Here is a 19,035-nt window from a genome sequence, read left to right on the forward strand (position 1 = left end):
GCGGGCTGCACAGCTTGTCGGGGAGTGTAAGCAAGAGCGAGTGACATGGTGGCAGGGTATGGTTTTGCTGGTTCAATGTTGTCGGCGGCAGCGCTCGGAGCAGAATTGCAGCTGTTCCCAGCAGCGCGCCCATTTGCGCCGCCAGCTCATCGCCCTGCCACAGCCGCGGCAGGTCTTGACTGGCAGTGCCTGCTTGTTGCCCTTGAAACCGGTTTTCATGCCGGGCGGTCCTCGTCGCGTACCGACAGCAGCCGGCGCAGCAGCCGCAGTGGTGCGCCGATCAGCGGCAGCTTGTGCAGCAGTTCTTCGGCCGAGTCCCAGTAGTCGCGGTGCAGGATCAGCAGGCCATCCTCGTTGAAACGCAGATGGCTGGCACCGTGCAGGCAGTAATCCTTGCCGCGCAGGCGGAAATGAAAGTCCCAGCTGAGGAAAGCCTGCTGGCCATCCAGCAATTGCTCCAGCACCACGAAGCGCGGCTGCTCCAGCTTGCGGAACATGTGCTGGAAAATCAGCCTGACGCCGTCGCGGCTGTATACCGTATTGAAGGGGTCCTTGAAGCTGACCGTGGCGGCGTAATAGTGCGGCAGCTGTTCCAGGCTGTGCGGACTGAGCTGGCTGTACCACCCCACCAGTGCCGATAGCTGCGCTCTCAGTGCCGCGCCAGCCGGCGCAGCAGCGGCAGCCGCAGGCGATAGGGCAGCAGTCTGAGCAGTTTTATCCATGTGGTGAACCTGACAGGAAAGTGGATTTCAAAGCGGCCGCGCTCCAGCCCGCGCACGATGTGCGCGGCTGCCTCGCTGGTGTTGAGCAGGGCCGGCATGGTGAAGTCGTTGCGGGCGGTGAGCCGGGTGGCGACAAAGCCGGGGTTGATCAGGTAAACGGCGATGCCATGCTGGCGCAATTCCGCGTGTAATAACTCGGCCAGATTGATCAGCGCCGCCTTGCCCGGCCCGTAGACACAGGCACCGGGCAAGCCGACATAGCCGGCCACGCTGGCCACCAGTGCGATGCCGCCGCCCTGGCGGGCCATCAGCGCCGGCAGAATGGTTTCCAGCCCGAAATAAACGCCGGCCAGATTGGTGGCCAGGGTCTGGCTGACCGTCGCGGCCCGGATGTCCCAGCAGTGCTCCGGGCGATAGTCCGCCGCGCAGAACACCACCAGATCGGGCAGGGCCTGGCGGGCTGCCAGCTCGGCCCAGGCTTGCTGCCAGGCCGCCGGCTGGCTGACATCCAGCGGCAGGACGATGGCGGCGGCATGGGCGGCAGCCACCAGCTGCAGGGCGACCTGGTTGCGTGCCGACAGGATCACCTGTGCGCCTTGTTGCAGCAGCTGGCTGGCCAGCGCTGCGCCGATGCCGCTGGAGGCACCGATAATCCACACCCGGCGCTGGTGCCAGCTGGCGATGCGGGGGTTGGGCGGGGGTAGCAGCATCATGGCTTGCTCCTGGTGACAACGTGTAGCCGCGGCTGCCGGTCATTCATGCCGGGCGGTCTTGCAACAGAAACTGGCTGACGCCGATGCGGCCTTCGTCGAAACCGGCCTCGCAATAACACAGGTAGAGCCGCCACAGGCGGATGAAGGCTTCGTCAAAGCCCTGTTGGCGCACGCTTTCCAGCGCCCCCTCGAAGGACTGGCGCCAGCGGCGCAGGGTTTCCGCATAGTCCGGGCCGAAGTCCAGCCGCTGGCTGGTGTGCAGGCCGGCGGCGCTGGCGGTCTGGCTGAAGCGGCTGGGGCTGGGCAGCATGCCGCCCGGGAAAATGAATTGCTGGATGAAGTCGCTCTTGGCGCGGTAGCGTTCGAAATAGGCGTCGGCAATGGTGATGCTCTGGATCAGTGCCTGCCCACCCGGGCGCAGCAAGCGGCGCACCGTGCGGAAATATTGCGGCCAGTAGGCTTCGCCCACCGCTTCGAACATCTCGATGGACACCACCGCGTCGTACTGGCCGTCCAGGTCGCGGTAGTCGCGCAATTCCAGCTGGGCCAGCGGCTGGCCGGCCAGCCGCTGGCGCGCCAGTTCAAGTTGGGCCGGTGAAATGGTGATGCCATGCACCGCGATGCCGGCACGCGTGGCGTGTTCGGCAAACCCGCCCCAGCCACAGCCGATTTCCAGTACCCGCATGCCCGGCTGCAAGCCCAGCGTGTCGCAGATGCGCTGGTACTTGGCCTGTTGTGCCTGTTGCAGCGACTGCGCGTAGTTGCCGTTGAACCAGGCGCTGGAGTAGGTCCAGGACGGGTCCAGCCACAGCCGGTAAAAGTCATTGCCCAGATCATAGTGGGCGTGGATGTTGCGCCGGCTGCCACGGCGGCTATTGCGCCGCAGCAGGTGCTTCAGCCGATACCACCATCGCGCCGGCAGGCTGCCGGACAGCGCCGGCGGCACGGCGTGTTCGTTGCGCAGGGCCAGTCGCAGCAGGGCGGTCAGCTCCGGGCTGTCCAGCAGCCCGTCGCGATAGGCTTCGGCAAAGCCGATGTCGCCGGCCGTCAGCAGCTTGCGGCAGCCGGCCCAGTCGTGGATATGCAGTTCGGCATGTTCGCTGTGCTGCGGCTGGCCGAACCATAGCGCATGGCCGGCCGGTGTCAGCAAGCGCAAGCCCCCGCTCTGCAACTGTTGCAGTCGCGACAGCAGCAGGCGGGCGCTGGGCGGCAGTGCGGGCGGCAGTTTGTCCAGGGTATGGCTGAGGTTCATGCTTGCGGCTCCTGTCCATGGCTGAGCGAGTGAGAAGGGGCGAGCGGTTTGCGATAGACGGGCAGTTTTTTCCGCCACAGCTGCCATGCCTGCCAGTGAATGCGCCAGATGACGCCCAGGGTCAGCAGTGGCTGGCGCAGCACGGCCCTGGCCAGGGCCGGCACCGTCAGCGGCTGCAGCTGGCCGGAAATGCTGGTATTGATCAGTTCGCCGACATCATCGTGGTAGTCGATTCGCATCAGCATGCGCCCGGCGCATTCGGCCAGCCGGAAACGGTAGTGTCCGGCCACCTGGCAGAACGGCGACACATGCAGCTGTTTGCGGCAGCGCAGGGTGCTGCCATTGCGGATGGGGCTGCCATCCGGATTGGCCAGCAGATAGCCATGGCGCTCGCCAAAGGTATTGTTTACCTCGGCCAGCAGGGCGATCAGCTCGCCGGCGGCATTGTGGCAATACCAGAAGCTGACCGGGTTGAAGGCGTAGCCGAACAGGCGCGGAAAGCATTGCAGCCATACCTCGCCATCGCAGGGCAGGCCGGCTGCCGCCAGGTGCTGGCGTATCCATGGCAATAGCGGGCTGCCATCGCAGGCACCATGATCACGGCGCTTGAGCGTTAGCGGACGCCAGCGATCCACGCCCAGCCACATTCCCAGCCAGCCCTTGCCGATGGACTCCAGTGCGGACAGCCTGAAGCGCAGCGCAAACACCGGATAGCGGAAGCGATGGTGGACCGGGCGCAGCCGCTGGTGGATGACGCTGCCGGTCAGCAGGTAGGCAGCCAGCCCGTTCACAGCCTGGCCCAGTGCGGTAGCGGGGCGAAATCGGCAGCCACGCGCAGCGCGGATTTCAGCCCGTCTTCATGAAAGCCGTAACCGGTCCAGGCACCGGCAAACCAGCAATGGCGCCGGCCCTGGATGGCCGGCAGCCGGCGCTGCGCCTCGATGGCTGCCGCATCCAGCAGCGGATGCTCGTACAGGAAGCGTGCCAGTTCCTGTGAGGCTTCCGGCTGCTGCAGCGGATTGAGCGTCACCATCAGCGGGGTGCGGATGGGCAGCGGCTGCAATTTGTTCAGCAGGTAACTGACGCAGACGGCGCGCTGGCCGCTGCCGTTGCCATCGGACAGGAAGTTCCAGGCCGACCACACCTGGCGTCGGCGCGGCAGCAGGCTGGTATCGGTATGCAGCACGGCGATATTGCTCTGGTACTGCACCGCGCCCAGTATGGCCCGCTCTTCTGCTGTGGCATCCGCCAGCAGGCGCAGGGTTTGCGGTGCATGGGTGGCGAAAATCACGCTGTCGAAGTGCTCCGCGCCGTGGCGGCTGCTGACCGTGACACCGTGTTCGTGGCGCTCAACCTGGCTCACCGGGCTGGACAGGCGCACATCGTCCAGGCTGGCCAGCATTTTCTGTACATACTGGCGTGCGCCCCCCGGCACGGTAAACCAGCGCGGCCGGTGGCGGATCTGCAGCAAGCCGTGATTCATGCAAAAGCGCAGAAAGGTTTCGGCCGGGAAGGCCAGGATCTGGCTGGCCGGGCTGGACCAGATGGCCGCAGCCATCGGCACCAGGTAGTGATCGCGAAAACGCTTGCCGTAGCTGCCCTGTTCCAGCAATTCGCCCAGTGTCAGCCCCTGCCCGGCGGCCAGCTGCAGATTGGCAGTGGCTGCCGCATTAAAGCGCAGGATATCGCCCAGCATGCCGTAAAACGACGGGGACAGCAGCTTGCTGCGCTGCGCAAACACGCTGGACAGGCTGCTGCCGGCCCACTCATCCCGCCCCTGGTCTACCGAGACGCTGAACGACATGTCGCTGCCGCTGCAGGGCAGCTCAAGCTGCTGAAACAGCGCGATCAGATTGGGATAGGTGGCCTCGTTGAACACCAGAAAACCGGTATCCACGGCGCAGCGCTGGCCTTCCAGTTCGACGTCCACGGTATTGGTGTGACCGCCGGCATAATCCCCTGCCTCGAACAGCGTCACATCATGGTGGCCTGCGGTCAGCCATGCGCTGGCAAGGCCGGAAATGCCGGCACCGATGATGGCGATGCGCTGGCGCTTGGGGCTGGCTTGGTTCACCTGATCTCCCGTTGACGGTTCGGATTGACGGTTCGGAATGAAGAAAACAGCTTGGCACACCGTGCCGTAGTGCTTATATTCAGGATATAACTGCTTTGGAAAAAAAGCTACCAATTAGTAAAAGGTTGTACTCATGAGTATTTTCAGCAAGCTCAGCTTCAAGGATCAAGCCTTCAAGCTGCGCGAACAGGCAGTGCTGGATGCAACGACCAAGTTGCTGGCCAGCAAGGGTTTCGACCTGATGACCATGGACGATGTCGCCGGCGAGGCGGGCATCTCCAAGCCCAGCCTGTACAAGCATTTCAAATCCAAGGAAGAGCTGGCCACCGAGGTGATGATCCGGCTGCTGGATGGTGCGCTGGCTTTTCTCGAGGCACAGGATGGCGCGCTGAGCGCCAGGGCAAGACTGGCGGGATTGCTGGAGTGGGCCTTGCGGGTGAGGCTGGAGGGGGGCCTGCCTTTCCTGCCGTCGTCCAGCCCGCAGGTGAGGGAAATGCTGACCAAAAGCCTGCGCTATGTCAGCCGCGTGTACAAATTGCACAAACTGCTGGCCGGCATTGTCGATGCGGCCAAGCAGGCCGGGGAGCTGCGGGCGGATCTGCCCACCGACGTGCTGCTGTATGCCTATTACTCGCGCACCTGCGACCCGGCGGTCGATTACATGCAGCTATACGGACGCTACAGTACCGAGCAGATCGTGGCGCACATGCTGGCCATGACTTTCGACGGCATGGCCGGTTCCGGCCAGCACTGAGCAGCCACTGAGCAGCATTGTGCTGCCGGCTTATACCCACAGGGCGGCCTGCTTGCAGGCCGCCCTGTGTCTTTATGCTCAGCGCGAATGGCTGTCGCTGGCGCTGACCGGCACCGCCGGTGTTGCGCTCTGCCCGGCCGTCGCAGCACGGCGCCGTCTTGCTGCGCCTGCCTTTATCCGCAGCCGTTTGCCGGCCAGTACCAGCGCGCTGATGGACAGCGCCAGTACCGCCAGACTGCTGGTGAGCATCCAGCCATCCCACCACGGCCGTGGCCGCATGATGGCCTGGTCCCAGTTATGCAGGCCGCTGAACAGCCAGCGGAAGGTGCGCTGGCTGCGATCCAGCTGCAGCAGTTTCTCCCCGGTTTGCGGATTCAGGTAAAGCCAGCTGGCTGGCTGATCCGCCAGCTGGATGCGCCAGACTGGCAGTGGCCGGCGCGAGCTGTCCTGATGGCGGTCAGGGTAGTAGTAATCATCCGCTGCAAGCAGGCGCTCGGCCTGGCGTATGGCGGCGTGGCCGGTCATGGCCTGGGCGCTGGCCAGCAACGCGGCAGCGGGAAATTCGCGCTGGCCTGCCGCCAGCTCAAAGCCATGGGTGGTGATGATGCGGCTGCGCAGCTGCGCGTCGCGCGCCTGCAGCATGGCCAGCGGGCCGGCGTGATACCAGTTCAGTTCCACCATGTGCTGGCCGGCCAGCTGGGCGACGACCTGCGCCATGGGAAAGTCCAGCGCCGTGGCCGGCAGGGCGGCCGCGGTGGCGTGATGATGCGACCGGCCCTGTCCCTGGTGGCCGGAAAACAGCTGCCATGGGTTGTTGGAAAGAAAGCCGCTCAGCGTCCAGCTTAGCGCCAGCAGGCCGCCGCACAGCCCCAGCCACAGATGCCAGCGTTGCCAGAGCGCACGATAGGGATTGCTGCTGCCATTGGGATAGCGGCGCTGGCCCAGCCAGCCCGGCCGCCAGCGGCACAGTCCCAGGTACAGGCCGCTCAACACGGCCAGCAGGCTGGCCAGCGCGCTCCAGGTCTGGATGGATTTTCTGGCATCGGCCAGGCCGATGGCATCCAGTGGCCGCAGGAAGTGCAGGTAGCTGCCGCCCCAGAACAGCAGGCGGTCCAGCCGGCTGCTGGCCTTGATCACCTCGCCGGTGCGCTGGGAGATGGTGAGTTCATGCTGTGCGGCGTCGTCAAGATTGACGCGGTAAAACGGGCGATAGGGGTCGTAGTTCATCATCGCCGTGCCGGCATCGCGTGCAAACGGGGCCTGCCGGATCTGCGGCTGGCTGCCGGGTGCCCATTCGCGGGCAATGGCGATGGCCTGGGCGGCGCTGATGTCATGGCGCTGGCCATCGCGTGCCGACAGGCGATAGCGTTGGCCGCTGCCATCCTGCATCAGCCAGACCGGCTCTCCGGCCTGCACCAGCAGTCGCGCCGAGCTGGGCGGGCTGTCGGCGGTCGGCATGCCCAGCCGCCAGGCTGCGCCGGCGCTCAGCCAGCTGGCGGCAGGTGTCAGGGCCGGGGCATGCGCCAGCCGGGTGGATTCGCTGATGCTGGACGGGCCGGCGTAAATCATCAGCAGCCCGGAAAAAGACCAGAGCACCAGCAGCAGGCACAGCAGGATGCCCAGCCAGCGGTGGCCAAGAAACAGCAGACGTTTCATGCGGATGTTCCAATGAAAATGGCGCGGCATGCCGGATGCCGCGCCGTGTACGGCGAACAAGGAAGGGCGGCAGGGTGGCCGCCACGGCCTCAGTAGTCGAACTTCAGCTGGGCATAGGTGGTGCGCTGCGGCATCGGGTGATAGGCGTAGCTCTTGTAGTTGTTGAGGTTGTCCACGCCCAGTGCCACGGTGAACTGGCGATCCAGCTTGTAGCTGATGCGCGTGTCCATGATGAAGTAGGCGCTGTTGGCCCCGTAGACGTCGGTATTGACCACGGTGTTGTTGACGTCCGAGGTCTGGAAGCTGCTGTAGCGTGCGGCCAGCGAATAGGACAGCTTGTCGTTCTGGCGATAGCTCACCACGGCCGTGGCGCGCCATTCCGGGATGCCGGGGAAGGGGTTGCCTACCGAGGCCGGATTGTTGCCGTTGGCAATGATTTCAGACTTGGCATAGGTCAGGCTGGCGCTGACATCCAGCCCGCGCAGGCCGATATCGCTTTGCTCCCAGGCCAGTTCCAGGCCATTGGTGCGCACGCGGTCGATGTTCTGGATATTGGTGACGTTGGGGGTGACCGTGGTGTTGGTCTGCGACAGCAGGGCATCGGCCAGCTCTTCGCGGAAGGCGGTCAGGCGCAGCGTGCCGCCATTCAGCTGGCGTGTGGCGGTGATTTCCCCGGTGTCGGCGCGTTCGGCTTTCAGATTGGGGTTGTTGTTGACGATGGTGTTGCTGCTGGCCGCCGTGCCCTGGAACAGCTCGGCCACGGTGGGGGTGCGATAGGCACGGCCATAGGCGGTGCGCAGCGTCCATTGTTCGTTCAGGTCGAACAGCATCGCCGCCTTGGGCGAGAAGAATTGCTGGCTGCGGTTCTGATCGTAAGAGGTATAGCTGCCGGTGGTGGTGGCGCCGCCGTAGGCATCCCACCATTCGTAGCGGCCGCCGATGATCAGCTGGGTGCCGGGGCGCAGCCGCCAGGTGTCCTGGGCAAACACGGCATTGAGCTGGGTATTGCCGGCAAAGGCGGCGGTCAGGTTGCCCTGGCTGCCGTTTTGCCAGTCGCTGGTGGCATAGCTGCGGCTGTTCAGCACGTAATGATCGTAGTGATAGCCAAAGCGCAGCTGGTGTTCGCTGGCCAGGCTGCCACTGGGACGCCAGTCGCCTTTCAGGTCGACGGTTTGCCAGCCGGTGCCATCCAGCTTGGTAATGGTGCCGGCACCGGTCAGGCCGGCGTTGGCGCTGCGCTGGGTATCCTTGCTGAAGTCATAAATGCTGACCGTGCCTTGCCAGTCCCAGCTGCCCTCGGTACTGGTCTTGAAGGACAGGGCATTCAGCAGATGTTCCTGCTGGCGCGTGCTGGGCTGGAAGGCATTGGCCAGATTGTATTTCTGGCCATTGATGTTGACGATGCCGGTGTAGACCGGATTGCCGTTGGCATCGCGCAGATAGCTGTCCACGCCCACGGTGGAGTTGTTCTGCCAGTAGCCCAGGGTGTAGTTCAGCTTCAGCGTGGGGCTCAGGTCGTAGGACAGCTTCAGGTTGGCGTTGTCCTGGATAGAGTGCTCGGCGCCGGTGGCACCGATGATCAGCCGCTTGTTGCCGGTGGTGTCGGTATCGCTCACCGCACCGCTGGTGGCGGTGGCTGCGCTGGCGCCGCTGTACTTGTTGGGGTTGGCGGCAAAGGTGGCCGGGTGGCCCAGGCTATCCAGGTGGCCGGCTTCGATGATCCACGCCAGCTTGTCCTGGCGGTCGCCCAGCATCACGGCGTTCTTGCTGCCGGTGAAATGCTGGCTGGTCTTGTACTGGCTGAAGCTTTCGTCAAACAAGGTGCTGCTGGCATGCGCTTCGAATTTTTCCGGCATGCGGGTGCTCAGTACGATGACCGAGCCGATGGAATTGCCCGGGTATTCGGCGGAGAACGGGCCGTAAAACACGTCAACATGGCCGATTTCGTCGGGACTGACCAGATTCCAGCGCGGCGGGTAGGCGTAGTTGTTGCCCAGCAGGTTGGACAGCAGGATGTCGTCGGCGTACAGCAGGGCGCGGGCGCTGCTGGTCTGGCCGGAGGTGCGGGTGGCGATGATGCTGTTCTGGTCGCCGATATAGCGTTTGCGCACCTGCACATTGGGCAGGTACTTCACCGTGTCTTCGGTGCTGGTGACATTGACGGTCTGGGCGATCTTGTCCGCGCTCATGCCACTGCTGCTGGCCGGCAGATTGTCCGGCAGGCCGCTGTTGGCCGCTTGCGATTGCACCGTCACCTCGGCCAGCTGCTTGTCCGTGTCTGCAGCCTGGGCATGGCCGACCTGGCACATGGCGATGGCCACGGCCAGCACCATGTGGCGGTATTGAAATTCTCCATTGCACATCATCACGTTTTCCCGCTTGTTATTGATTGAGAGTTCAGAAATTGTTTAAGAGCCACTGACAAAACCCCGCTGTCTGCTGATGCCGACGCCGCCTGCACCAGCACTACGGCCAGGCGGCACAGCGCAGCTGCGATGGTTTGGTCAATGGCTCCCGGCGGCGTGGATCATGCCCGCTGCGGTGGCTGGCTGGGAATGTGGCATTTTGTCGCAGGGGGGAACTTTGCCGGCTGCGACAATTGGTCGCACGGCAGGCGGCGGCACTCCTGCTAAGGTAGCGCCCTGAGAATCTGTGACGAGGCTTTGCACAGTTTCTGCGATGGGCTGCCATGCCGTGCAGCCACGGCATGGGGGAGAGCAGGTGGACGGGGTGCACATGGAAGGGATGGCCGGAGCGGAGCGCTCCCGCGTCGGTGTCTGGCTGGTGGTGCTGCTGCTGCATGGCGTGCTGGGCGGCTGGCTGGCCAGGCAAACCCTGCAGCCGGCAGCCACGCCCCTGCCCACCAGTATTGCGGTACAGCTGCTGCCGACAGTGGCCCCGGAGGCCCCGGCGCAAGCACGGCCGGTGTCACCCACCCGCCAGCCGCCACGCCCCTTGCCGGCGCTGTCGCGGCATGCGGCGGCGCGGCCAGCACGCGCACCTGCCGTGCTGGCAGCCACCCATGCTGCCGGCACCACCACCACCACTGCTCCGGCGCAAGCCACGGCCAGCAGTGCCGACACCAGGGTGCAGCCGGTGAGCGCCGAGCCGGCCCAGCCGCCCCAGCCCCCCAGCAGCGAGCCGGGTTTTGCTGCCGATTATCTGCACAATCCGGCACCGGGCTATCCGCCGGCCTCACGTCGCAATGGCGAAGAGGGGCGGGTCCTGTTGCGGGTGCGGGTTTCGGCGGCCGGTCTGGCCGAGGCGGTGGAGGTGTATCACGGCAGCGGATTTTCCCGGCTGGATGAGGCCGCCCGCGAGGTGGTGGCCGGCTGGCGCTTTATCCCGGCGCGGCGCGGTGGCAGCGCGATTGCCTCCAGTGTCATCGTTCCGATTACTTTTCGCCTGGGCCATTGATGGCGGTGGCCGCAGCTGATTCTTTGCAAGGAAACACCATGGACAAGCAACTGGGTTTTGCCCATTTCTGGCAGCAGGGCGATACGGTATCGCATGCACTGACCATCATTTTGCTGCTGATGTCGGTATGCAGCTGGAGCCTGCTGCTGCTCAAGCTGATCGAGCAGCGCCGGCTGCGGCGGGCGCTGCGCCAGGCGCTGCCGGCCTTCTGGCAGGCACCGGGCAAGGCGGCGGCCATGGCCGTGCTGACGCAGCAGGATGGCAGCCGCATGCTGAGCGGACTGGCCATCCAGGCCGAGCAGGCGGCACAGGCTTATGCCAGCAAATCCGGCGTGGGACTGGGTGGCGAGCTGGATGCGGCTGATTACCTGGGGCGCATCCTGCAGCAGGCGCTGCAGCAGTTGCAGGCCAGGCTGGAACAGGGGCTGACCGTGCTGGCTTCGGTGGGGGCCACCGCGCCCTTTGTCGGCCTGTTCGGCACGGTATGGGGGATTTACCACGCGCTGATCAGCCTGTCCGGCCGCACGCAGATGACGCTGGATCAGGTGGCCGGCCCGGTGGGCGAGGCGCTGATCATGACGGCAATCGGCCTGTTCGTCGCCATCCCCGCCGTGCTCGGCTATAACGCCAGCACCCGCGGCAACCGGCTGTTGCTGGCCCAGCTGGAAAGCTTTGCCCATGGCCTGCATGCCTATCTGGTGGCCGGCGTGCGCATGCCGCTGGCGCAGGCGGCACCGCGTGGCGAGGGGCAGCCGCAAACCGCCGGCCGCGGGGTGTAAACATGGCATTTCACGGTTTTTCTGCTTCCGGCCAGCATGGCCAGCCCATGGCCGAGATCAATACCACGCCGCTGGTGGATGTGATGCTGGTGTTGCTGGTGGTGTTCCTGATTACCGCGCCGCTGTTTCATCAGGCCATCGGTATCGATCTGCCCAGAACGGCAGCCACCCGCGCGCCACAGCAGGATACGGTGCTGCACCTGGCCTTGCAGCGCGACGGCAGCCTGCAGCTGGACGGGCAGGCCATCAGCCAGCAGCAACTGGACAGCCGGCTGCACAGCGTGCGCGCCAGCAATCCGGAACTGCAATTGCAAGCCGACCAGGCCACGCCATACCAGGCGGTGGCGGCCGTCATGGCGCTGGCACAGCAGGCCGGGGTGAATCGCATCGTCTTCGTCACCCAGCCGCAGGCCAGATAGCGCGGCCTTCCCCGGGGCAGGGCAGGCCGCAGCAGAAGGTTTGCCCGCGGCATCAGGGCAGGCCGGTGTGGCACCGGCCCCTGGCTGCTTACATGGCGCCGGCGAAGATCTGCTCGATTTCCTGCTGCGTGGCCTGGCGCGGGTTGGTCAGGCCGCAGGCGTCTTTCAGTGCATTGCTGGCCAGCAGGGGGATGTCCTCATGCTTGACGCCCAGCTCGGCCAGGCTGGCCGGGATGCCGATATCGGCCGCCAGCTTGCGGATGGCGACCAGGCAGGCCTTGGCACCGGCCTCGGCGGTCAGCCCCTGGGTGTCGACGCCCATCGCCACCGCCACATCCGCCAGCCGTGCCGCTGATGTCTGGGCATTGAAGGCTTCCACATGCGGCAGCAGCAAGGCATTGCATACCCCGTGCGGCAGGTCGTAAACCCCGCCCAGCTGGTGGGCCATGGCATGCACATAGCCGAGTGAGGCATTGTTGAAGGCCATGCCGGCCAGGAATTCGGCATAGGCCATCTGTTCGCGTGCTTCCAGATTCTTGCCGTTTTCCACCGCCGTGCGCAGATGGCGGGAGATCAGCTCCACCGCCTTGAGGGCGCAGGCATCGGTAATCGGCGTGGCGGCGGTGGATACATAGGCTTCGATGGCGTGGGTCAGCGCATCCATGCCGGTGGCCGCGGTCAGGCTCTTGGGCTTGGCCAGCATCAGGTCGGGGTCGTTGACCGACAGGATGGGGGTGACATTGCGGTCGACGATGGCCATTTTGATATGGCGTGCTTCATCGGTGATGATGCAAAAGCGGGTCATCTCGCTGGCCGTGCCGGCCGTGGTATTGATGGCCACCAGTGGCAGCTGCGGTTTCTTCGAGCGGTCCACCCCTTCGTAATCGGCAATCTTGCCGCCATTGGTGGCCACCAGGGCAATGCCCTTGGCGCAGTCATGCGGCGAGCCGCCACCCAGCGACACCACGAAATCACACTGTTTTTCCCGCAGCACCTGCAAGCCGGCTTCGACATTGCCGATGGTGGGATTGGGCTGGGCACCGGCGAAAATGCTGGCCTGGATGTCGCGCTCGGCCAGCAGGGCCTGCACATTGGCGGCCACGCCGATATCGGCCAGCACCTTGTCGGTGACGATCAGCGCATGCCTGAAACCATAGGCCTGGATGGCATTCACCGCCTCCTTGAGGCAACCGGCGCCCATTACATTGACTGGCGGAATGAAGAAAGTCGTTGTGGTCATGGTGTTATCTCCTTATGTGGGTGACCGGTCTGCCTGGAGGACCGGCCGGGACGACAGGCTGTTGTGCTGCTAGCTGCATGACCAGGCGTCATGGCAACAGCCTAAGGTCTGCGGCGCGGCTGTCCCATTCGACTTTAGTGCCATGTGCGGGCCGGAACGGTGATTTTGTGGCGGATCAGGCGGCGAACAGGCGTTGCTAATGCTAAAGTCATGATTGGAACCTGCCATCATTGCCAGTTGCTTTGTGCAAAATGGCATGCAACCAGCCAGCACCGACAGGGATGATGCCGCCATGCGCTTCAGCTTTGATTCACAAGTCATTACCGCTTTTGTCAGCGCCGCGCTGGCCGTGGTGGTGCTGACAGCCATGACCTGGTCGGTGGCTGATGAGGCAAGTCGTGCTGGCGAAAGCGTGGCCCATTCGCATGAGGTGCTCAATGGCCTGGCACGGATACGCGGCGATACCCTGCAAATCGAATTGAGCAGCCAGAATTTCCGCCTGAGCGGCGACCCGGCCCAGCTGCAGGAACGGGATCAGGGCATTGCCAGCCGCGAGCTGCTGTTGGCGCAGATTCGCCGGCTGACCGCAGACAGCCGGGAACTGCAACAGCACTGGAGCAGCCTGCGCCGGGTACTCGACCAGCGGTTGCAGATCGCCCGCCAGGTGGAGCTGGTACGCAAGACCCAGGGGGCCGCCGCGGCCACCCGCTTTGCCAATCAGTCGCCCTTGTTGCAAACCAGGGTGGCGGTCTATCGCCTGCTGGATGAAATGGATGCGCTGGAGCGCGGCAGCCTGGACTTGCATCAGGCGGACTATCTGGCCACCAGGCAGCGTTTGCTACAGCTGGGCAGTATCACCGCCATCTTGTTGCTGCTCTTGCTGGCCGCCACATACCGCCTGATCCGCAGCCAGCTGCGTGCGCTGGAAGCCAGCCGGCAGCAGCTGGCCGACAGCCAGGAAAACCTCTCCATCACCCTGCATTCGATTGGCGATGCCGTGCTGGCCACCGATGCGGCCGGCCGCATCACGCGCATGAATCCGGTGGCTGAGCAACTGACCGGCTGGACGCTGGCCGAAGCGGTCGGCCAGCCGGTGGCCACGGTGTTTCACATCATCCACGAGCTCAGCCGCGAACCGGCACTGGTGCCGGTGGAGCGCGTGCTGGCCACCGGCAAGGTGCAGGGGCTGGCCAATCACACTTGTCTGATCGCCCGCGACGGCCGGGAATGGCCGATTGCCGACAGTGCCGCCCCCATTACCGATGACAGCGGACAGATCCGCGGCGTGGTGCTGGTGTTTCGCGATGTCAGCCTCGAACGCAGTGTCGAGCGCGCCATGCAGCAACAGAACGTGCAGCTGGAGAGGCGGGTGGACGAGAAAACCCGGCAATGGGCGGACAGCATGGCGCATCTGCACAGCATCATCACCGCCTTGCCGGCCTATATCGCCTTTGTCAGCCGCGAGCAGCGCTATGTCTATGTCAACGATCAATACCGCCAGCGCTTTGCTCCCGAGCATGACGACATCACCGCATGCCTGGTGAGCGACATCCTTGGCCCGGAACGCTATCAGCGGGTGCAGCCGATGATAGAAAAAGCCTTGCAGGGCGAGCTGCAGGAATACGACTGGCAGCCCTTTGCCGGTGTCTGGCATGCCATCCGTTATGTGCCCAAGCGCGACAGCAGCGGTGCGGTGGAGGGCTATTACGTGCTGGGCAACGACATCACCGGGCGCAAGCGCGACGAAGAAAGGATACAGGCGCTCAATCTGGAACTGGCCGGGCGGGTGGCCGAGCTGGAGGGCGTCAGCCGCGCATTGCGCACCCTCAGTGCCGGCAATCACGCCATGTTGCGTGCCAGCGATGAGCCCGGCCTGCTGCAGGACATGTGCCGGCTTATCGTCAGCGTGGCCGGCTATGCCAGCGCCGCGGTCTGGCTGCATGCCGCCGAGGGCGAGCGCCTGTTTCCGGCGGCGCAGCATGGTTTTCCCGGCGGGCTGGAACGGCTGGCCGGCATGGCCGACAGCATGCTGGCAGCCATCACTTTCAGCGAGCGGCCCAGCTTGCTGCAAGTGCCGCTGGGCACCGACATGGCCAGCAAGGAGGCGGTGCAGGGCCTGTCCTGCCCCTTGTGGGTGGATGGCCGCATCATCGGCGCTTTGCTTGTCCACACCGGCGGCACCGCCTGTTTCGACAGTGACGAAATCGCCTTGCTCAGTGAGTTTGCCGACGATCTGGCCTTCGGCATCGGCATGTTGCGCGGGCGAGCCGAGCAAAAGCGGGCACAGGCCGCCATGCACTATCTGACCCACCATGATGCGCTCACCGGCCTGGCCAACGAAACCCAGCTGGTGGAAACCCTGGCGGCCGTGATGGCGAACGGGCCGCCAACGCCACTGGCGCTGTTGCAGCTGAATATCGAAAGGCTCAGTGAAATCAACGATGCACTGGGTTTCAGCCATGGTGACCACATCCTGCGCGAATTCGGCCGGCGGCTGACCGAGTGCGCCCCGGTCTCGGCACTGGTGGCCCGGCTGCGCGGCGACGAATTCGCCGTGCTGTTGCCCGCACATGATGTGGCCGCCGCCCAGACCGTGGCCCAGCGGCTGGAGCAGTGTCTGGCCCAGCCTTTCCTGGTGGCGGACATCCGGCTGGATGTCAGCGCAAAAACCGGTATTTCGCACTTTCCCGACTATGCCGGCTCGGTACACGAGCTGTTGCGTCAGACCGATATTGCCGTGCATGCCGCGCGCGACAAGGGAGTCAGCCACTGGTTGTTCAATCCGCAGGAGTATTGCGACCAGTCGCCGCATCTGAACATGGCCGGCGAGTTGCGGCAGGCCATCGAGGGGGGCGAGCTGCGGGTTTATCTGCAACCCAAGGTGGAAATGGCCAGTGGCCGGGTGTGCGGTGCGGAAGCGCTGGTGCGCTGGCAGCACGGCGCGCAGGGGCTGCTGTCGCCCGCGCTGTTTATTGGTTTGGCCGAGCGCACCGGGCTGATCAAGCCGCTGACCGAGTGGATGATCAACAGCGTGCTGGACCTGTTGCAGGAGTGGCAGCAACAGGGCTGCGCCCTGCCGGTCGCGGTCAATCTGTCGGCACATAATCTGCGGGACGAGGCGCTGGGGGACAAGATTCGCCGCTGGCAGCAGCAACGCCAGCTGCAAACCGGGCTGCTGGAGCTGGAAATCACCGAAAGCACACTGATGGAGGATGCCAGCAGCTGCCTGCATGTGTTGCAGCAATGGCGTGACGACGGCATCCCGCTGTATATCGACGACTTTGGCACCGGCTATTCCTCGCTCAGCTATCTGCAGCGGCTGCCGGTGGAGTACATCAAGATCGACCAGTCCTTTGTCTGCAATCTGTCCGGCAGCAAGGATTCGGCCGCCATCGTGCGTTCCACCATCGACCTGGTGCACGATCTGGGCCGCAAGACCGTGGCCGAAGGGGTGGAAAGCCGTGCCGACTGGGAGCAGCTGCGCGCGCTGGGCTGCGATGTGGCCCAGGGGTATTACATTGCCCGGCCGATGCCGGCGGCCAGCTTCCTGCCCTGGGTGGCCGGGTTTTCCATGGCGCAGCTGGCGCGGGAGTAAAGGGCGCGCTGCTGGTCCTGCGCTCAGTAAAAAACGCCTGACCATGTCAGGCGTTTTCTTTGCCGGGCTGGTTTACCACTTGTAGCTGAGGGTGGCGCTGATATTGCGCTTCTCGCCGTAGTAGCAGGCATAGCTGCTGTAGCACGAGGCAACGTAAGTCTTGTTGCTGAGGTTGTTGGCGTTGATCTGCAGCGTGCTGCCCTTGAGCGACGGGCTGAACTGCCCCAGTTGCAGGCGCAGGCGCAGGTCGTACAGCGTGACACCCGGAATGGTCAGGGTATTGGCGCTGTCGGCCCACATCCAGCCGGTATGGCGCACCCCGCCGCCCAGGTTGACGCCATCGGCAAAGGCGTAATCCAGCCAGGCGGTGGCCTTGTGTGCCGGGGCCAGGTAGGGCGTCTTGCCCTGGTTGCTGCCCTCGGTGACCTGCATGTCGGTATAGGTGTAGCCAGCCAGCAGCGACAGCTGCTTGCTCAGCCTGGCATTGGCTTCCAGTTCCACACCGCGCGAGCGCACCTTGCCGATGGGGTCGTAGCTGAAGCTGATGGCGTTGTACTGGGCCACATTGCTTTGCTGCAGCTCATACACCGCGGCGGACAGCTGGATGTCGCTGCTGGGCTGGTAGCGCAGGCCGGCTTCGCTCTGCTTGCTCTGCATCGGCTTGAGCACATTGCCATGGCTGTCGGTGGCATAAGCCTGGCTGGGGTCGAAGCCCTCGCTATAGCTCAGGTAGGGAGCCAGGCCGTTTTCTGCCTCATACACCAGACCCAGCCGGCCGGTGGTCTTGCCACCTTCCCAGCTGGTGCGGCTGCCGGTGCCGGTATTGGTTTCCGATACCTTGGCCTGGTCGTGGCGCAGGCCGGCGGTCAGTTTCCAGTTGCCCAGTGCCATCTGGTCCTGCAGGTAGACGCCGGTCTGGTCGCGCTTGCGGTCGAAGTATTTGAAGGACAGCGGGTGGCTGCTGTCGTCGTACACGGTGTTGAAGGGATTGATGGTGGTGCCGGTGTAGGTATAGGAGTTGTCGCCCTTGTTGCGGCTGGTCTGGTAGTCCAGCCCGGCCAGCAGGGTGTGCTTCATCCCCAGTGCATTGAAGCGGGCTTCCAGGCTGTTGTCGATGATGTGGGCGGTGGAGCGCTCGCTGGAGCGGGCATAAGTGCGATTGAGCAGGTCGGAGCTGTCGGATACCCAGCCGACATCGGAATACTGGCTCAGGTCGGTCTTGCTCAGTTGCAGGCGGTATTGCTGGCGGAAGGTCAGCGCGTCATTGAAGCGGTGTTCCAGCTGATAGCCATAGTATTGCTGCTCGCGGTTCATGCCGTCGCCACTGGAGCCTTCGTTGAAGGTGGGGGAGATGGTCTTGCCATTATGCGGGACCACGGTGCCGTAGTAGGGCAGGGTGCCGTGGTAGCCGGTGCTGGGGTCTTTCTGCAAATAGGCTTGCAGCAGCAGATTGGTGCTGTCGCTGATTTTCCAGTTGAGCGAGGGGGCCAGCACATAGCGCTCGGTACTGGCGCCGTTTTGTTGCTGGTCGGCGGCGCTGCCCTTGGCCACCAGGCGGTAGGACAGGTCGTCGCGGCCGGCCACGGCACCGCCGAAATCCAGCCCCAGTGAGCGTTGCTGGCGGTTGCCCACCGTCAGTGACAGCTCGTGGTAGTCCTCTTGCAAGGGGCGCTTGCTGGTGATGGCCACCACGCCGCCGGGCGAGGCCTGGCCATAGCTGGCCGAGGCCGGTCCGCGTACCACGTCCAGCCTTTCCACCACATAGGGGTCGATCTGCAGGGTGTTGTAGCCGTCCGGATCGCCAAACAGCCGCAGGCCATCGAGGAATTCATTGGCGGTGGGGTGGTCGCTGAAGCCGCGCAGCACGATGTAGTCGTAGCGGGTGGTGGAACCCACCGCACCGCTGAACACCCCCGGCGTGTAGTTGAGCGCCTCGCTGATGGTGCGCGGTTTCTGGTCTTCGATCTGCTGGCGGGTGACGACCGATATGGCTTGCGGAATCTGCGCCAGCGGGGTGTCGGTCTTGCTGGCGCTCTTGCTGCTGCCCACCTGGTAGCCCTGGGTGGGAGCCAGGGCATCGGCGCGCTGTTCTGCGCTGACCGTTACCGTTTCCAGTGTGCTGCTGTCGGCGGCATAAGCCTGCTGCACGGCCAGTGCCAGTGTGGCCACACACAGGGTTCTCCCCAGATGGCGGCCTGCTTGCTGGCGTCTGTTGCTGCTTGTCATCACGCATCGTCCTTGATTGTTCTGGCTTGCCGCGCCCGGCCCCTGCCGGGCTTGTGTCATGGCGGCATCGGCCATGCCTTCTGCGTGGGCAGGATGGCTGGCTGATGCGATAATGCTATTGATAATCGTTATCATTCGCAATATTATTGTGAAAATTCTGATTCGGGAGTGGGATTCATGAGCAAGCA

15 protein-coding genes are annotated in these 19,035 nt (G+C 64.4%); 5 read left to right on the top strand and 10 right to left on the bottom strand.

Translation table 11 applies throughout. The features are described 5' to 3' along the window. Positions 1 to 72: 72 nt before the first annotated feature. Genes DFR38_RS21800 through DFR38_RS18105 form a run of 6 tightly spaced genes read right to left on the bottom strand, consistent with a single transcriptional unit; the run spans position 73 to position 4,761 of the window. Positions 73 to 219: a DUF2256 domain-containing protein gene (locus DFR38_RS21800; RefSeq protein WP_082693735.1), complete on the bottom strand. Its 147-nt coding sequence runs from the start codon at positions 217 to 219 to the stop codon at positions 73 to 75. Further along, complete coding sequence (locus DFR38_RS18085) at positions 216 to 722, bottom strand: nuclear transport factor 2 family protein (protein WP_082693737.1); 507 nt, start codon at positions 720 to 722, stop codon at positions 216 to 218. The genes DFR38_RS21800 and DFR38_RS18085 overlap by 4 nt, the downstream gene beginning before the upstream one ends. Further along, on the bottom strand, positions 650 to 1,435 hold the full coding sequence (locus DFR38_RS18090; RefSeq protein ID WP_244909918.1) for an SDR family NAD(P)-dependent oxidoreductase: 786 nt from the start codon (positions 1,433 to 1,435) through the stop codon (positions 650 to 652). Before DFR38_RS18090 ends, DFR38_RS18085 begins: the two co-directional genes overlap by 73 nt. A 43-nt stretch (positions 1,436 to 1,478) precedes the next feature. Further along, positions 1,479 to 2,687 (bottom strand): SAM-dependent methyltransferase, encoded by a 1,209-nt coding sequence (locus DFR38_RS18095; protein WP_110313727.1) that lies wholly within the window; start codon positions 2,685 to 2,687, stop codon positions 1,479 to 1,481. Beyond that, the gene (locus DFR38_RS18100) at positions 2,684 to 3,478 is read right to left on the bottom strand and encodes a DUF1365 domain-containing protein (protein ID WP_059287451.1); all 795 of its coding nucleotides are present in this window, start codon (positions 3,476 to 3,478) and stop codon (positions 2,684 to 2,686) included. The genes DFR38_RS18095 and DFR38_RS18100 overlap by 4 nt, the downstream gene beginning before the upstream one ends. Then, positions 3,475 to 4,761: an NAD(P)/FAD-dependent oxidoreductase gene (locus DFR38_RS18105; RefSeq protein ID WP_110313728.1), complete on the bottom strand. Its 1,287-nt coding sequence runs from the start codon at positions 4,759 to 4,761 to the stop codon at positions 3,475 to 3,477. The genes DFR38_RS18100 and DFR38_RS18105 overlap by 4 nt, the downstream gene beginning before the upstream one ends. 133 nt (positions 4,762 to 4,894) lie before the next feature. Here DFR38_RS18105 and DFR38_RS18110 point away from each other — a divergent pair, with 133 nt between their 5' ends. Further along, entirely contained in the window at positions 4,895 to 5,515 is a 621-nt protein-coding gene (locus tag DFR38_RS18110; protein WP_059287450.1) for a TetR/AcrR family transcriptional regulator, read from the top strand. A gap of 78 nt (positions 5,516 to 5,593) precedes the next feature. Here the strand turns inward: DFR38_RS18110 and DFR38_RS18115 are convergent, their stop codons facing one another. Both DFR38_RS18115 and DFR38_RS18120 read right to left on the bottom strand, forming a co-directional pair. Beyond that, positions 5,594 to 7,171, bottom strand: coding sequence for a PepSY domain-containing protein (locus DFR38_RS18115; protein ID WP_158527759.1), 1,578 nt, complete (start codon positions 7,169 to 7,171; stop codon positions 5,594 to 5,596). An 89-nt stretch (positions 7,172 to 7,260) separates the two neighbouring features. Continuing rightward, positions 7,261 to 9,537, bottom strand: a complete 2,277-nt coding sequence (locus DFR38_RS18120) for a TonB-dependent receptor (RefSeq protein ID WP_110313730.1) — start codon at positions 9,535 to 9,537, stop codon at positions 7,261 to 7,263. A 355-nt stretch (positions 9,538 to 9,892) separates the two neighbouring features. Here DFR38_RS18120 and DFR38_RS18125 point away from each other — a divergent pair, with 355 nt between their 5' ends. From DFR38_RS18125 to DFR38_RS18135, 3 genes are read left to right on the top strand one after another with little or no spacing between them, the layout of a single operon-like run. After that, complete coding sequence (locus tag DFR38_RS18125; protein ID WP_211310786.1) at positions 9,893 to 10,588, top strand: energy transducer TonB; 696 nt, start codon at positions 9,893 to 9,895, stop codon at positions 10,586 to 10,588. Positions 10,589 to 10,626: 38 nt separating this feature from the next. Continuing rightward, positions 10,627 to 11,367, top strand: a complete 741-nt coding sequence (locus DFR38_RS18130; protein WP_110313732.1) for a MotA/TolQ/ExbB proton channel family protein — start codon at positions 10,627 to 10,629, stop codon at positions 11,365 to 11,367. Between the two features lie 2 nt (positions 11,368 to 11,369). Further along, positions 11,370 to 11,786 (top strand): ExbD/TolR family protein, encoded by a 417-nt coding sequence (locus DFR38_RS18135; protein WP_110313733.1) that lies wholly within the window; start codon positions 11,370 to 11,372, stop codon positions 11,784 to 11,786. A gap of 88 nt (positions 11,787 to 11,874) precedes the next feature. On the opposite strand, the gene yiaY is transcribed toward DFR38_RS18135, so the two are convergent. Further along, positions 11,875 to 13,026 (bottom strand): L-threonine dehydrogenase, encoded by a 1,152-nt coding sequence (yiaY, locus tag DFR38_RS18140; RefSeq protein WP_110313734.1) that lies wholly within the window; start codon positions 13,024 to 13,026, stop codon positions 11,875 to 11,877. 256 nt (positions 13,027 to 13,282) lie between these two features. On the opposite strand from yiaY, the gene DFR38_RS18145 reads away from it, so the two are divergent. After that, a complete protein-coding gene (locus DFR38_RS18145) occupies positions 13,283 to 16,621 on the top strand; it encodes an EAL domain-containing protein (RefSeq protein WP_110313742.1) in 3,339 nt (1,112 codons plus the stop codon). A gap of 72 nt (positions 16,622 to 16,693) precedes the next feature. On the opposite strand, the gene DFR38_RS18150 is transcribed toward DFR38_RS18145, so the two are convergent. Next, on the bottom strand, positions 16,694 to 18,847 hold the full coding sequence (locus tag DFR38_RS18150; protein ID WP_158527761.1) for a TonB-dependent siderophore receptor: 2,154 nt from the start codon (positions 18,845 to 18,847) through the stop codon (positions 16,694 to 16,696). Positions 18,848 to 19,035 lie beyond the last annotated feature (188 nt).

Source organism: Aquitalea magnusonii (genome assembly GCF_003202035.1).
Classification (GTDB): Bacteria; Pseudomonadota; Gammaproteobacteria; order Burkholderiales; family Chromobacteriaceae; genus Aquitalea; species Aquitalea magnusonii.